Origin of the sequence: Actinomyces viscosus (assembly GCF_900637975.1) — a bacterium.
In the GTDB taxonomy this organism is placed as follows: domain Bacteria; phylum Actinomycetota; class Actinomycetes; order Actinomycetales; family Actinomycetaceae; genus Actinomyces; species Actinomyces viscosus.
On record NZ_LR134477.1, the window covers coordinates 1,018,114 to 1,031,927 of the forward strand.

The 13,814-nt window shown below is 65.8% G+C and carries 10 protein-coding genes and 1 tRNA gene; 4 read left to right on the forward strand and 7 right to left on the reverse strand.

The window, feature by feature from the left end; genetic code table 11:
• Positions 1-50: 50 nt before the first annotated feature.
• The 3 genes from EL340_RS04465 to EL340_RS04475 are packed head-to-tail and all read right to left on the reverse strand — an operon-like array spanning position 51 to position 3,335.
• Positions 51-620, reverse strand: a complete 570-nt coding sequence (locus tag EL340_RS04465; protein ID WP_126413618.1) for a TetR/AcrR family transcriptional regulator — start codon at positions 618-620, stop codon at positions 51-53.
• A complete protein-coding gene (locus EL340_RS04470; protein WP_126413619.1) occupies positions 617-2,131 on the reverse strand; it encodes an MFS transporter in 1,515 nt (504 codons plus the stop codon). The genes EL340_RS04465 and EL340_RS04470 overlap by 4 nt, the downstream gene beginning before the upstream one ends.
• A 55-nt stretch (positions 2,132-2,186) precedes the next feature.
• Positions 2,187-3,335: a bifunctional GNAT family N-acetyltransferase/nucleoside triphosphate pyrophosphohydrolase family protein gene (locus EL340_RS04475; protein ID WP_126413620.1), complete on the reverse strand. Its 1,149-nt coding sequence runs from the start codon at positions 3,333-3,335 to the stop codon at positions 2,187-2,189.
• A gap of 125 nt (positions 3,336-3,460) precedes the next feature.
• Here EL340_RS04475 and EL340_RS04480 point away from each other — a divergent pair, with 125 nt between their 5' ends.
• Positions 3,461-4,807 (forward strand): hypothetical protein, encoded by a 1,347-nt coding sequence (locus EL340_RS04480; RefSeq protein ID WP_126413621.1) that lies wholly within the window; start codon positions 3,461-3,463, stop codon positions 4,805-4,807.
• A gap of 18 nt (positions 4,808-4,825) precedes the next feature.
• Here EL340_RS04480 and EL340_RS04485 read toward each other — a convergent pair whose 3' ends face one another.
• On the reverse strand, positions 4,826-6,082 hold the full coding sequence (locus EL340_RS04485) for an MFS transporter (protein WP_232023217.1): 1,257 nt from the start codon (positions 6,080-6,082) through the stop codon (positions 4,826-4,828).
• A 187-nt stretch (positions 6,083-6,269) separates the two neighbouring features.
• Here EL340_RS04485 and EL340_RS04490 point away from each other — a divergent pair, with 187 nt between their 5' ends.
• Positions 6,270-6,803 carry a DUF805 domain-containing protein gene (locus EL340_RS04490; RefSeq protein ID WP_126413622.1) on the forward strand — a complete coding sequence of 178 codons (534 nt, stop codon included), beginning with the start codon at positions 6,270-6,272 and terminating at the stop codon, positions 6,801-6,803.
• Between the two features lie 279 nt (positions 6,804-7,082).
• On the forward strand, positions 7,083-7,628 hold the full coding sequence (locus EL340_RS04495) for a DUF805 domain-containing protein (RefSeq protein WP_126413623.1): 546 nt from the start codon (positions 7,083-7,085) through the stop codon (positions 7,626-7,628).
• A 66-nt stretch (positions 7,629-7,694) separates the two neighbouring features.
• Here the strand turns inward: EL340_RS04495 and EL340_RS04500 are convergent.
• Positions 7,695-7,785: transfer RNA gene (locus EL340_RS04500), tRNA-Leu, on the reverse strand.
• A gap of 112 nt (positions 7,786-7,897) precedes the next feature.
• Positions 7,898-8,812 (reverse strand): D-hexose-6-phosphate mutarotase, encoded by a 915-nt coding sequence (locus tag EL340_RS04505; protein ID WP_126413624.1) that lies wholly within the window; start codon positions 8,810-8,812, stop codon positions 7,898-7,900.
• Positions 8,813-8,881: 69 nt separating this feature from the next.
• On the opposite strand from EL340_RS04505, the gene EL340_RS04510 reads away from it, so the two are divergent.
• Entirely contained in the window at positions 8,882-10,342 is a 1,461-nt protein-coding gene (locus EL340_RS04510; RefSeq protein WP_126413625.1) for an AI-2E family transporter, read from the forward strand.
• A 42-nt stretch (positions 10,343-10,384) separates the two neighbouring features.
• Here the strand turns inward: EL340_RS04510 and EL340_RS04515 are convergent, their stop codons facing one another.
• Positions 10,385-13,801: an error-prone DNA polymerase gene (locus EL340_RS04515; RefSeq protein ID WP_126413626.1), complete on the reverse strand. Its 3,417-nt coding sequence runs from the start codon at positions 13,799-13,801 to the stop codon at positions 10,385-10,387.
• Positions 13,802-13,814 lie beyond the last annotated feature (13 nt).

Below are 13,814 nucleotides of genomic sequence, written 5' to 3' on the forward strand. Positions count from 1 at the left end.
CGTGCCATGTGCCCACGGCTTCTCAAGCACAACAAGCAGACATTCTTGGGTCATTGGTCCTTGTCAGCATCCTCATCGAGTGCCTGGTCAGGGGCTTTTCCAGCCGCCAGGGACACGATGAGGTCAGCGATCTCAGGGCGATCGGGGTTCTGGCTCCGACTGTCAACGGCGCGGTTGGCCCACCAGCCGTCCACGGCCAGCAGTGCCACGCGTTGCATGGATGTGAGCTCTGAGACGTCCCCCACCCACTCGTGGCGCAGCGTGTCCCAGGCCTCCTCGAGCCTCTCCGCCTCTGGTGTGGCCGAGAGCATGAAGCTGATCTCTCCGGGGAGGATCTCGCCGTCGACGACGGAGCGCGTCAGAGCCTCGATCCGCTCTGAGCGACTCGCCTCCTCCAGCGGCTTTCCCAGTGCATCCAATGCCTCGTCCCGCCAGCGCTCGAAAAAGGCGCTCGCAATTCCCTCCAGGAGCTCGGTCTTGGTGCGGAAGTGATAGACGACTCCGCCGCGGGTCAGTCCGACATGTTCTGCCAGCGCCTCGAAGGTGAGAGCGTCGAATCCGTCCCGGTGAGCGAGCTCGAGCGCTCCGGTGATAATGCGGTCCCGTTTCGAGCTTCTCACGCAGCCTCCTTCATCACCTCACTCGTCGCGGGAACATGGCGCGCGGCCATGACTCCCGCTGCCAGCAGGATAACGGCAGCGATGACGGCTGTGGCCTGCATCGCGTGGGTGAAGGCGGTCTGAGCCTGCGCCAGCAGCTGGACCTGTAAGGGATCGGTCCGGTCGATGACACCGGATAGGGTCGCCAGGGACTGCTCGGCGGCGTCGGCCACCTGATCGGGAAGACCTGCAGGGGCCTGCCCGAGCAGGATCCGGTAACCGACGTCCTGGGTGGTACCGAGTACCGCGATCCCCAGGGCGACGCCAAGCTCGAGCCCGGTCTCGGAGATGGCGGAGGCTGCTCCTGCCCGGTCAGCCGGCACGGATCCCAGGACCGCCCCGGTGGAGACCGTGAAGGCCAGGCCGATGCCGGCGCCGATGACGAGCAGCCCGAGGCAGATCACGACGATCCCACCGAAGGACTCCCCCACGGCGACGACGATCAGGCCTACTGCGGCCGTCATCAGTCCACCCCCGAGGGCTCGCCCGTTGCCGAGGCGGCGCACGACCGCGGCCACGACGGCGACGACGGCGATGGAGGCCAGCGAGGTGGGGAGCTCGGTCAGCCCCGCCTGGAGCGTGGAGTAGCCCCGGACGAGCTGGAGGTACTGGGAGAAGAAGTACAGCAGACCGGCGAGCGCGAAGATCGCCAGAACGGTGGCCACGATCGCCCAGGTGAAGGCGGGGCGTTTGAAGAGCTCGACGTCGATAAGCGGCGTAGACAGGGTGCGCTGGCGCCGGATGAACAGCCACCCGGCGAAGAGCCCCGCGAGCAGGGCTGCTACGGCAGTACCCGTCAAGCCATCGTGTGCGAAGGACTTGACTGCGTAGACGATGGGAACAATGGCCAGCACCGACAGCATCGCGGAGAGCAGGTCGACCGGGCCTGCCTGGTTGTTCTTCGACTCGGGCAGGAGCCACAGCCCGGCGATGATGACGGCGGCCATGACGGGAACGTTGATGAGGAAGACGCTGCCCCACCAGAAGTGCTCGAGCAGGGCGCCGCCGACCAGGGGCCCCAGGGCGGTACCACCGGAGCTGCCGGCCGACCAGATCGCGATGGCGGTGGTGCGTTGACGCGCGTCGGGGAAGATATTGCGGATGAGGGAGAGGGTGGAGGGCATGATCGTGGCGCCGCCGACGCCCAGCAGGGCGCGGGCGGCAATGAGCGCTCCCGCGCTCGGCGCAAAGGCCGCCATGACGCTGGCTGCGCCGAAGCTGAAGGTCCCGATGAGCAGAAGGCGTCGACGACCGATGCGGTCGGCGACGTTGCCCATGGTCACCAACAGGCCCGCCAGGGTGAAGGAGTAGATGTCGCCGATCCACAGCAGCTGACTGGCGGTGGGGCGCAGGTCTGCGCTCAGCGAGGGGATTGCCAGAGCCAGCACCGTGGAGTCGATGGCCAGCAGGGTCACGGCAAGGGTCAGGACGGCCAGAGCCGCCCAGGCACGAAGTCCGGGTGTACGAGTCACAGCCGTAACTTTACTATACGTATAGTGAAGTTACGGCCGTGGTGATTCACACTTTTCAGCGCAGGCGTCGGTGCCGCAGCACCTCGACCACATCGGGCGCGAAGTAGCCAGGACCTTTAAGGACCTTGCCGTCCTCGCGGTAGACCGGCCTGCCGTCGGCCCCCAGCTTGGACATGTTGGAGCGCTGCACCTCGGTGAGCACGGCTGCCAGGTCGATCCCGGTCTCCAGGGCCATGCCGTAGATGACGTAGACGAGGTCCGCCAGGGCGTCGGCGGCCTCGACGGTGTCACGAGCGCCATCATCGGCAGCGACCGCACTGCGGTAGCCCGACTCGACCTCTGAGCGCGCCGCCTGCCCGTAGACGGCGCCGACAAGCTCGGCGAACTCCTCGGCGATGAGGCTCATGCGCATGCTCAGGCTCTCCCGCTCGAGGCTGGCTCCGTCGGTCTGGACGGGCAGTCCGTAGACGTGGTGGAACCGGCGCACGAGAGCCTCAGGATCATCCCCCTCGCGTTCTCCGACGCCGTCGTGCGCCACGAGGGGCACGGCGCCGCCGGCGTCAACAGGGCCGTCCCAGGGCGCCTGCGGTTCGCGCGAATCCCCGGGAAGCAGGGTGGCGATCCATCCGTCTCGGAGCCGGCCATCATTATGCAGCAGACGGCGCACCCGCCCCTCCCTCTGGAAGCCGAGGGACCAGACAACCTTCCAGGAGGCCCAGTTGGGCACCGGGCCGTCGCTTGAGTCGTGGATGTCGCAGCGCCACCTCAGTGCGGACAGCCTCAGGGGACCATCCGGGTCGAAGGCCCTATCGATGAGGGCGGCGACGGCGCGGGTCATAGTGCCGCGTCCTCGCGCGGCACCGGTGAGCCAGTATCCGATCTCTCCGGTCCGAGTGCGTTCCGGCCCACTCAGGGTGACGCTCAGCATTCCCACGAGCTTCGTGGACGTGCCGTCATCACCGGCTTCACGCACCGCCCAGGTCAGCTCACAACCCTCGCTCCAGCCGCCGGCGACGTTCTGCTCGACGAAGAACTGCGCGTCACTGCGCTGGTAGCCGCGAGGAACGAAGGTCCACTCCTGGATGTCGGCCTCCTGGCAGATCTCCGCGATGCGGTCGATGTCCTCCCCGGTCGGCACCGACAGGACGAGAGCGGGCAGATCGGCATCCGTATCTGCGGGAACGGTCATCTCAAAGGGATCCATGGGAGGCGATACTAACGCCTCCTCCTTCCCCGCTCCTGGTGGCACCTGAAAATCGCCTCCCAGGTCAGTTCATGGGCCTATGCTCGAGGGCAACACCCCTGAGGATCCTGAGGAGAAGAGCCTGCATGACTACCGCTCCGGCGTCTGAGAGCCGACGCCACGGCCCCGCGATCCCCCGCTGGATGCTGCCCACGGTGCGGGTGCGCAGGCGCGGCGACGTCATCACGGTCGAGCAGAGGGTTCCTGCTCGTGTGGAAAGCACTCGCAGTACAAGCAGTGGCATTTCCTCCGGTCGCATCCGCTACCAGCGCCGTATTCCGATCTATGAGTCCGGGTTGGGATTACCAACGGCGCTCGCCCTGGTGAAGGAGCGTCTCACGGTTCCAGCCGACGCTGCGGACGAACAGCAGGTTCGTCAAACCATAGAGAGCGCGATTGCGGCCTACGATCCAGGTACGGCGACCCTTTCCCGCCAGATCAATAGGGATGCACTGACGTGGCTTCTGCGGGCCGTTACTGGAGTGCTACTCACTGCATTCGGGATATATTTCTCCACCTCCCTTACAAACTCTGATTTACCATCAGCACCAGGCACTATATTCGCCTTCATCAACGGAGTCCTTTTAGTTGGTCCTCTAATTTTCATTGTCATGTCAATCTCAATTGCAGTCTTCGGCGTTCGAGCCGCGTGGGCGCTGCGCACCCCGAAGTTCGTGGCCGAGGAGCAGTGGGGGTTGCTGCGTCAGACTCTCACTCGACTGACCGGCCAGGATCCCGGATCCTCACGGCCTTTGGATGTTGAGGCGGGGTTGCGCCGCGACCTCATTACCCACCCACACGGGTCCTCAAGTGCCCGAGGAGTGACTCGCGACGGCCGTATGGGACCGCTCTGGCCCGATGCCTATGACGTCTCCAGGTCCATGAGACGTGGCCGCCGGACACTCGTCGGTATGACGATCTTTGCGTCGATACCCTTGGCTGTCGGAGTCTTAGTCTGCGTACTGACCATCAACGCAGGACAACCCACGTTCATCCCCCTGATCTTCTGCACTGGCTTCTTTGGCATATTCGTCTCCGTGTCGTTGAAAGGATGTGATCGCCTGATCATTTCCTATCCAGACACGATGCCCGGAGGTACGGAGCCTCGCACCATCACCTGGGAGGACGTTGATGTCCCCTCCCTCCCCACCTGGTGCGACGCTCGCCGGCGTGAACGCTACTGGAACCTCGTGGCGACCATGTTCGCGGTCGAGATCCTTGTCGCCGGTCTCGCGTTTGCCGTCGCTGTCATGCGCGCGCAGGCAATGTTCACAGCCCGTATCTCTTCAGAAGAAGCAGAATCCTCTGCGGTGATGTTCAATTCAGCCTTCATCCTGGCCGTCATCGCTGCGGCAGCCGGCACCGTTGTCGTCGGCAGACTGTGGATACGGCAGAAGGACAGCGAGCTACGTCGTCGGGCAGGTATCGCCTGAGCCCGATTCGCGAACGTCTCATGCACGATCCTTCGCGCCTCCACGGCGCAGGATCGGCCAGCAGGTGACCATGATGAGGCCTCCCAGTAGGCCGTAGGCCAGAGCCACCCACAGTCCGTGGTCGTCGGCGAGCCAGCCGACAACCGGAGGCGCCAGAAGACCTGTGAGACGAGCCAGCCAGGACACGACGGTCAGGCCCAGCCCGGGGGGAAGTCCTTCGACGTCGTCGGCAGCAGAGTAGGTCACGGGCACGGCGACGGCGCAGCCGGCTCCGGAGATCGCCATACCGATCAGCGTCCCGGGAACGGAGGAGAGCAGGAGCGCGACACTCATGCCAAGGGTCACCAGCGCCCCACCCCAAGCGATCTCGGCACGCCGACCAGCGGCATCGATGATCCGGTCCCCCACCAGACGCCCGACGATCATCGTCCCCTGGAGCGCCACCAGCCCCAGCCCCACATGGCCAGCAGCAGCGCCCTGCTCGGACAGGAGCAGGGAGGACCAGTTCATGGCGACGTCCTCGGGGAACATGGAGGCGGCGCACAGCAGCCCGACGACGCTGAGAACCAGGGTCGTCACCGGGAGTGAGCGGTACGACGAGGCCGACAGTGACGCCTGATGGGAGTCGTCAGATACCCCGGATTGAGCGAGGTCACGGTCAGCAGAGTCCTGACCGGGCAGGATCCAGCCCGCCAGCAGGGGACCCACCGAGATGATCAGCAGCAGCACCGCCGTCAGCATCATATGGGTTCCTATTGCCACACCGGCTCCGGCCATGGCCTGCCCCATGGCCGCACCCAGGACCGCACCCAGCGACCAGGCGGCATGGAAGCTCGTCACGATGGAAGCGCCCCAACGGCGCTGGACCCGAAGGCCGTGCGCATTCTGTGCGACGTCGACGATGGCATCCGTTCCGCCCACGACCAGGAGGCAGCCGGCCAGGACGATCCATGAACGGACCAGGCCTGCACCGAGAAGCGCCAGAGCCACCACGAGCATGCCCAGGCTGGCGACCTTGGCCGAGGTCAGACGGGAGATGAGCCAGGACGCAGCGAGCCCGGCCACGAGAGCGCCGACGCTGACCGCGGCGACGGCCTGACCGAAGGCCGCCTTGCTCAGATCCAGCTGCGTCACGATCTGAGGAAACCGTGGAACCAGGTTGGCGAAGCCCAGACCATTGGCCAGGAACACGAGGTAGACCCCAGTTCTGGCACGTATCAGCTCGGGAGCGCGTTGCGGGCTCAGACGGCTGCTCAGGGGGACAACGGGACTCACTGAAACAGGCTACTGGATGCGCGTCAGGATCCTGGGAAGTACTGCCCATCAGAACTTGGGAGACTGGGATGGCATCGGAGCCGTCTTATGCCTAAGCTGTCACTGGCAGAACGCTTTGCGACACGAGAGCCGTTGTCTCTTGTACATATGCCCATGATTCCCCGACCTCGTCTCACATGGAGGATGAATGTCTTACGGAAGCGGACCCACCCAGTACCCTGCCGGCCAGCCCTCGTACGGCGCCCCCCAGCAGTTCGGGACCCCAGCCCTGTCGCCCGATATCGCCCCACTGCCAGGAGCGTCTATCGGCGAGGCCATCAAGCGCTTCTTCCAGCGCTACGCCCAGTTCCGCGGCTACGCCTCCCGCTCGGAGTACTGGTGGCCATGGCTGGTGAACTTCATCATCAGCTTCACCCTGTCCCTCTTCACGACCATTCCAGCGATCCAGGCGGTGTCCGAGGCCATGGATGCCGCCCAGCACGGCGTCGCAGTGACACCCACATATCCCAGCAGCTTTTACATCGTGTCGAGCATTGCGTCGATCTTCAGTCTCGTGATTCTTCTTCCGAGCCTGTCCTCCCTGGTGAGGCGCCTGCACGACACTGGAAAATCAGGATTCTGGATCTTCATCTGGCTCGTGCCGATCGCCGGACCGATCTGGCTGCTGGTCCTCCTCGCCTCAGAGTCTCGGCCTGATCTCTACCGTGCTGAGTGGAACTGATCCCAGTCTCTTCTCTACGAACAGCGTGGTCCCCGGAACCTTGGGTTCCGGGGACCACGTGTTCACTACCTCCACACCGGAGCGGAACCGATACCACTACGGAAATACGGGGGTTCCGAAGAGCACCCCTCGTATCAGGGTTTGCTGCCGAGATGACAGGGAAGGGCTCCTCCCCCTAGGCTGCCTTCGCCAGGCCAACCCAGGTCTGGCTCGGCATTTCCCTTGAGACGCCATGGATGCATCACCCCCCAACGTCTCTCAATCTCACTTGGAGGATTCATGTCCTACGGAAGCGGCCCCGCCCCCTACGGCGAGCAGCCCCCCTACGGCGGTCAGGCACCCTACGGCGGCGGACCCACCCCCTATGGGGCTCCCCAGCAGTTCGGACAGTTCGGGCCTCTACCTCTGACACCAGACATCGCCCCTCTGCCTGGTGCAAGCTTCAGCGAGGCCGTGAAGCGCTTCTTCCAGCGCTACGCCCAGTTCCGCGGCTATGCGTCCCGTTCCGAGTACTGGTGGGTGGCGCTCTTCAACAGCCTTGTTATACTCGGCTTCTACCTGCTGGCATTCATCTTCATTTCTCTTAGTGAGTCATCTGACAGCACCGGAGCCGGTATCGGGTTTATCGTGGTTGGGCTTCTCTACATGCTCTATGGACTGGCTATTTTTATCCCGAGCCTGGCCCTCACGGTACGTCGTCTGCACGACAATGGAAAGTCCGGACTCTGGCTGCTCCTCGGCTTCGTACCCGGTGGCTCAATCGCGCTCCTGGTCTTCTTCTGCATGGAGTCCCGTCCCGATCTCTACCGTCCTGAGTGGAGCTGAGCCGGCGGCCGCCGAAAAGTAAGACATGATCCCCGGAACCTCAGGGTTCCGGGGATCATGTGTTGGTGGTGTCCGAGGGGGGACTTGAACCCCCACGCCCGTTTAATAAGGCACTAGCACCTCAAGCTAGCGCGTCTACCTATTCCGCCACTCGGACTTGTGTTGTTCCACCGCCTCTCAGCGGCTCCGCCGGAGACTCGCTCCGGCGACGCAGAGAAACTTAGCATGACGGCTACCGAGGCCACCAAACCACCTTCGAGTGCTTCCCGTCACAATCCGGTGCTCTCGACGCTGAGGGTCACCTGCATGGACCAGCTCGCCCCGGGATCGATGGTGGGAGCGTGCTCACGCACTGCCCCGCTCTCGACGCAGACCATGGTGGGGAACTCGTCGTCGGCCATGTCCTGCAGCGGTGCACTGTAGGTGGACCAGGGGTTCCACACGATCGTGGAGGGGGCGTTGCGCTTGTCCACGCGGATTGTGCGTTGGTGACCGGGGTCGGTCACGGTGACCGGCTCGGCCGAGTCGTAGATTCGATCCACTGGGCCGGAGATGTGAACCTCCCCCTCCTGGACCCGGTGGGCCTCCTGGGGACTGCGTGCCAGATTGTCACTGTAGGAGGCTCCGGCCAACCCGCTGATGAGGCTGGCGGTGACATCGTGGACCGAGAGGTAAGTGTGGGCAGCGGCCTCCACCGTGCGAGGCTCGTTCCCGTCGTTGCGCAGGCTGAGCCCGAGGCGCAGAGTCTCACCGACCTCGACCTCGTAGAGCGCCGTCAGGCGGTCGCGGCTGACGCTCAGAAGAGCACTGACACCGCCGTCGTCGGTGCTGGTGACCGTCCGCAGCTGCCAGGGTGCGATGCGCGCCCAGCCGTGCTTCGGTACGGCGTCGCCGTTGATGCCGACGCCGAACTCCGGCAGGCACAGAGGAATTCCTCCACGGATAGCGGTGGAGCCGTCAAAGACCGCCTGCCGTGAGGTGAAGATGACCTCGGACCCGCCGCGTGGCACCCATGAGGTGACGGTGGCGCCGTGAAGGTAGATCTCCGCGGCTCCGGCCGGGGCATCGATGAGGAGTCGCGGCTGCCCTCCCAGCCCCGGTCCCAGCGCGGCGGTGCGAGGTAGACGCACCTGGTTCGGCGCTGCGGAGGAGTGAGACTGATTGCTGACATTCGGGGCGGTCATGGGGCCACGCTAGTAGGCTGTGCGTGTTTCGTCAGCCCGTTAACCAGCGAAGGACTGAACGTTTACCCCATGGCAACAACCAGCTCCCCGTCAGAGGACCCGTCAGAGGACGCACCGGATCGGGCTCCCGAGCGTCCTCAGAACGCCGACTCCCACCTGATGGCCCAGACGCCCGAGTCGGGAAGGAAGCCGTCCCGAGACGTTCTGAGCAGCAGCGGCCTCCTTGGACGGCTCAGAAGTGCTCGTACGGCCCTGGACCGAGGGATCGACTGGGCGGAGAGGCGCAGGCAGGCGGATCGCGACTACCGGCTGCACTGGGAGTCTGACCCGGGCGAGGAGACCACCACCAAGCCGGCGACTCCCCCGGTGTCCACCACCCATGTCCGTGTGGCACCGTCGGTCTCCTTCCCGGAGACGGTGACGACCCGTTCGTCGGTGATGGACTCCCTGCCCTCCTGGCTGGTGCGAGGCGGCATGGGAGCCTGGCTGGGCCTCGGCATCATCATTGTGATCGGCCTTGTCTTCTACGCCACCTCCCAGGTGATCCCGGTGTTCATCGGCCTGTTCATGGCACTGGTGTTCACCTCGATCCTCCAGCCGCTGGTGAACCTCTTCGCCAGGATCATGCCTCGCTACCCAGCAACCTTCCTGGCCCTGCTGACCACCATTGGGACGATCGCTGGTCTGGTGACCTACGTGGTCACCTCTGTCACCAGTCAGTGGAGCTCCCTGGCCTCCCAGTTCAGTGACGGTCTCGACACAATCATGGACTTTCTGGAGCACGGGCCGCTGCATCTGACGCAGCAGCAGGTCTATCACCAGGTCCAGGTCTGGTTGCGCCAGGGGCAGCACTATCTGCAGTCCAATGCCCCCTCCCTGGCCTCGGAGGTCGTCTCCAACGCGAGTGCCGTCGTCGATGTGCTGACGGTCCTGGCTCTGGCCCTGTTCGTCACGATCTTCTTCCTCGCCTCCGGAGGCAAGATGTGGCGCTGGTTTCTCAACGAGCTGCCCGCCACGATGCGCGAGTCGACCCACCGGGCTGCGGGTGCCGGCTGGTACACCTTCGCCGGCTACGCGCGCGGGACCGTGCTGGTGGCGCTAACCGACGCCATCATGGCCGGCATATTCCTGCAGCTGGTGGGGATCCCGTTGGCGGCGCCCCTGGCGGTGCTCGTGTTCATCGGTGCTTTCATCCCGATCATCGGTGCGCCTCTGGCGATGCTTGTGGCCATGGTGGTGGCTCTGGCCTCCGGAGGCTTCGTCACTATGATCGTCGTCGGCGTGGGGGTCGCGGGCATCGGCCAGATCGAGGGGCACATTCTCCAGCCCCTCATCATGGGACGCCAGGTCTCTTTGCACCCGGTGGTGGTGATCATCGGGGTCGCCCTGGGAACCTATGCCTCCGGGCTGCTCGGTGCGATTGTCGCGGTCCCCCTGATCAGCGTGGCCTGGTCCGTCTACTCCGAGCTGCACACCAAGGACGCCCCGGTCACCGGTGAGCTGCCCTCGTACTCCTCCCGCAAGGAGTGAGGGCCGGTGTGGGCCATTAGGGGCTGGTGAGGGACGTTGTCCTCAGCACCAGTCCCGGCTGCCAGTGACGGGTACACCGGGAAGGGCCTGGAGGTGCTCGGCCATGAGGGCAACGACCCCGTCTCCCCTCTCCACGGTGCCACGCACGATGAGGGCGCTGGCGCGTCTGCCGATACTGCGGTAGCGGCGCCACATGCCGGCTCGACAGACGACGTTGAGCAGACCGGTCTCATCTTCCAGGTTGAGAAAGATCATGCCGGTAGCCGTGTGTGGCCGCTGCCGGTGGGTGACGACGCCGGCGACCCTCACTCGGCTCCCGTGCTCCTGGCCTGAGAGATCGGCTGCGGCCAGTATGCCGTCAGCGACAAGTTCGGGACGTAGCAGCCTCAGAGGAGAGCCGTGGGTGGAGACTCCGGTCAGGCTCAGATCGGCGGCCTGACGCTCACGGTCGGTCATGGTCGGCAGGGTCGGGGCGACGACGCCGACAGCGGTGCCCGGAAATGTGGGCTGAACCCATTCCCTCGGGTCCTGGCGGGAGGCGCTACGGCGTCGGCCGTGCTCATCGGACAGGACCCCTGCGGCCCACAGTGCCCGACGGCGCTCCACTCCCAGGCTATCGAGGGCTCCCGATGCAGCCAGCACCTCAAGGCGGGAACGGTTCAGGCTCACGCGTCGAGCGAGGTCGGCCAGGTCCCGGTAGGGGCCGTGGGCACGGCGCTCTGTGACGATGGCCTGCGCGGCCCGATCCCCCAGTCCCTTGACCGGCGCCAGCCCCAGACGCACCGCGAGATCGTCATGAACATCAAGTGGCGATGGGGCGGCGGGATGGGGCGTGAGCGGTTTCCACTGCTCCGTCAGATCTTCTGACGGCCCTGCGCCTCGTTGTTCCGCCCTCTGCTCGACGGTGGCCTGTGCCAGGGAGTGGTTGACGTCTGCGGGAAGGACTCTCACGCCGTGGCGGCGGGCGTCGGCCACGAGGGACTGCGGGGACCAGAAGCCCATGGGCTGGGCGGCGAGGACCCCGGCGTAGAAGTCCTCGGGCTTACGCGCCTTGAGCCAGGCCGAGGCGTAGACCAGGTAGGCGAAGGAGAAGGCGTGGGACTCGGGGAAGCCGAACTCGGCAAACGACCTCAGCTTGCTGTAGATCTTCTCAGCAGTGGCTTCGTCGATGCCTCGGCCCCTCATGCCGGCCACGAGCCGGTTGCGGAGAGCCTCCATGCGCTCGATGGATCGTTTGGCCCCCATGGCCTGGCGCAGGGTGTCGGCCTCGGCGGGGGTGAACCCTGCGGCATCGACGGCGATCTGCATGAGCTGTTCCTGGAAGAGCGGTACGCCCAGGGTCTTGGACAGGGCGGGTTTGAGGGAGTCGTGCAGGTAGGTGACCTTCTCACGCTTCAGCCTGCGGCGGATGTAGGGGTTGACGGCGTCGCCCTGGATGGGGCCGGGGCGGATGAGGGCGACCTCGACGACGATGTCGTAGAACTCCTTGGGGCGCAGTCGGGGCAGGGTAGCCATCTGCGCGCGTGACTCGACCTGGAAGACCCCGACCGTGTCCGCGGCCGTGAGCAGTCGGTAGACGGCCGGATCCTCCTCGGGGAGGGTGTGCAGGCCCCAGGGACGACCGGTCTGGGAGGTGCGCAGCTCGCCCTCCTCGACGACGTCGGGCACGGTCTGCCCGCGCTCGGCCAGGGTGGTGAAGGCCAGGCGCAGCGCAGTGAGTGCTCCCAGGCCCAGGAGGTCGAACTTGACCAGGCCGGCCTCGGCGCAGTCGTCCTTGTCCCACTGGAGGACCGAGCGGTTGTCCATGGAGGCCCAGCGCACCGGGCACACCTCGGTGACGGGGCGGCCGCACAGGACCATGCCTCCGGGATGGACCCCCAGGTGCCGGGGCAGGCGCAACAGCTTCTCGGCGATGTCGAGGACCGGCTCGGGAACCTCCTCGCCCTGTCCTGTCAGTCCTCCGGGGTGCACCGTGGTCCAGCGGTCCATCTGCCTGGCCCAGGTGTCCTGCACTCCGGCGGGGTGGCCGAGGGCTCGGGCAGCGTCGCGAACGGCGGATCTGGGTCTGTAGGAGATGACGTTGGCGACCTGGGCGGCGCAGTCTCTGCCGTATCGGGAGTAGACGTGCTGGATGACCTCTTCACGGCGGCAGGCCTCGATGTCGAGGTCGATGTCCGGGTAGCCGGCTCGCCCCGGGGACAGGAACCGTTCGAAGAGCATCTTGTGCCGGACGGCGTCGACGGCAGTGATTCCCAGGGCGTAGCAGACTGCGGAGTTCGCGGCCGATCCTCTTCCCTGGCACAGGATCCCCGACTGCGCACAGAACTCGACGATGGCGTGCACGATGAGGAAGTAACCTGGGAAGCCCAGGGACTCGATGACGTCGAGCTCGTGGTTGAGCACCTCCCAGGCTCGGGGGTGCTCCTGCGGGGTGCCGTAGCGGCGGGTGGCGCCTTGGCGGGTGAGCTCGCGCAGCCAGCTGGCGGGCGTGTGCCCTTCCGGAACATCGGCGTCGGGGAGGTCGGGGACGATGAGGGAGAGGTCGAAGGCGAGGTCGGAGGCGAGGTCCGCAGCAAGGTCGACGGTGTGGGGGCTGCGGCGGTGGAGCCTGGCCATGTCCTGGGCTCCTCTCAGCCAGCGGCCGATGGCGGGAAGGTGACCGCGGGCGTCTTCCAGGTCGGTGACCAGTCGGGTTGCGGTGAGGACATCGGCGAGTCGGGCGTCGGAGGGGCGGGCACAGCGCACCGCGCCAGTGGCCACGAGGGGTAGTCGGTGGGCGCGGGCCAGCCGTGTCAGAGCGTCGGTGAGGGCCGCGTCGGTGGGGCCGCCGTCCAGGGTGAGCTCGACGGCCAGACCCACGGCGGCGTCCCCCTCAACGCTCAGCCCACCGGTAGTGGCGCTGGTGGCGGAGGAACGGCCACGGTCGGGGGTGGCGAAAAGCTCGGCGAGACGCCCCAGGCAGGCGTCCGCCGCCGCCATATCCCAGGTGCCGGGGCGGTGGGGATCGCCCAGAGCCCGGCGCAGGGGACCGTTGGCGGTGCCAGTGAGGATGAGACAGGTTCCGGCCTCTCCCCCGGTCTGGCTGGTGGAGGCGGCGCGAAGAGCCGAGGCGAGAGTGGGCAGGTCGTGGGCCGGTTCCCGGCGTTCTCCAGCGTTCAGGTTGTGCTGTGAGATGGCCGATACCAGGCGGTAGTAGCCGGTGGGATGACGAGCCAGGACGGGAAGGCGGGAGCCGTCGGCAAGGGTGAGCTCGGCACCATGAATGGTGGGCATGCTGCGGACACGACCTGCCTGCGCGTGCTTGACGATGCCGGGGACACCATCGTGATCGGTGAGAGCGAGAGCCTCCAACCCGAGCTCGACGGCGGCCGCGACCAGATCATCGGGCTCGTTGGCTCCGTCAAGAAAGGAGTAGGCGGAGTGAGCGTGAAGCTCGGCGTAGCGGTGTCGATTAGTCATAAATGTCAGTGGC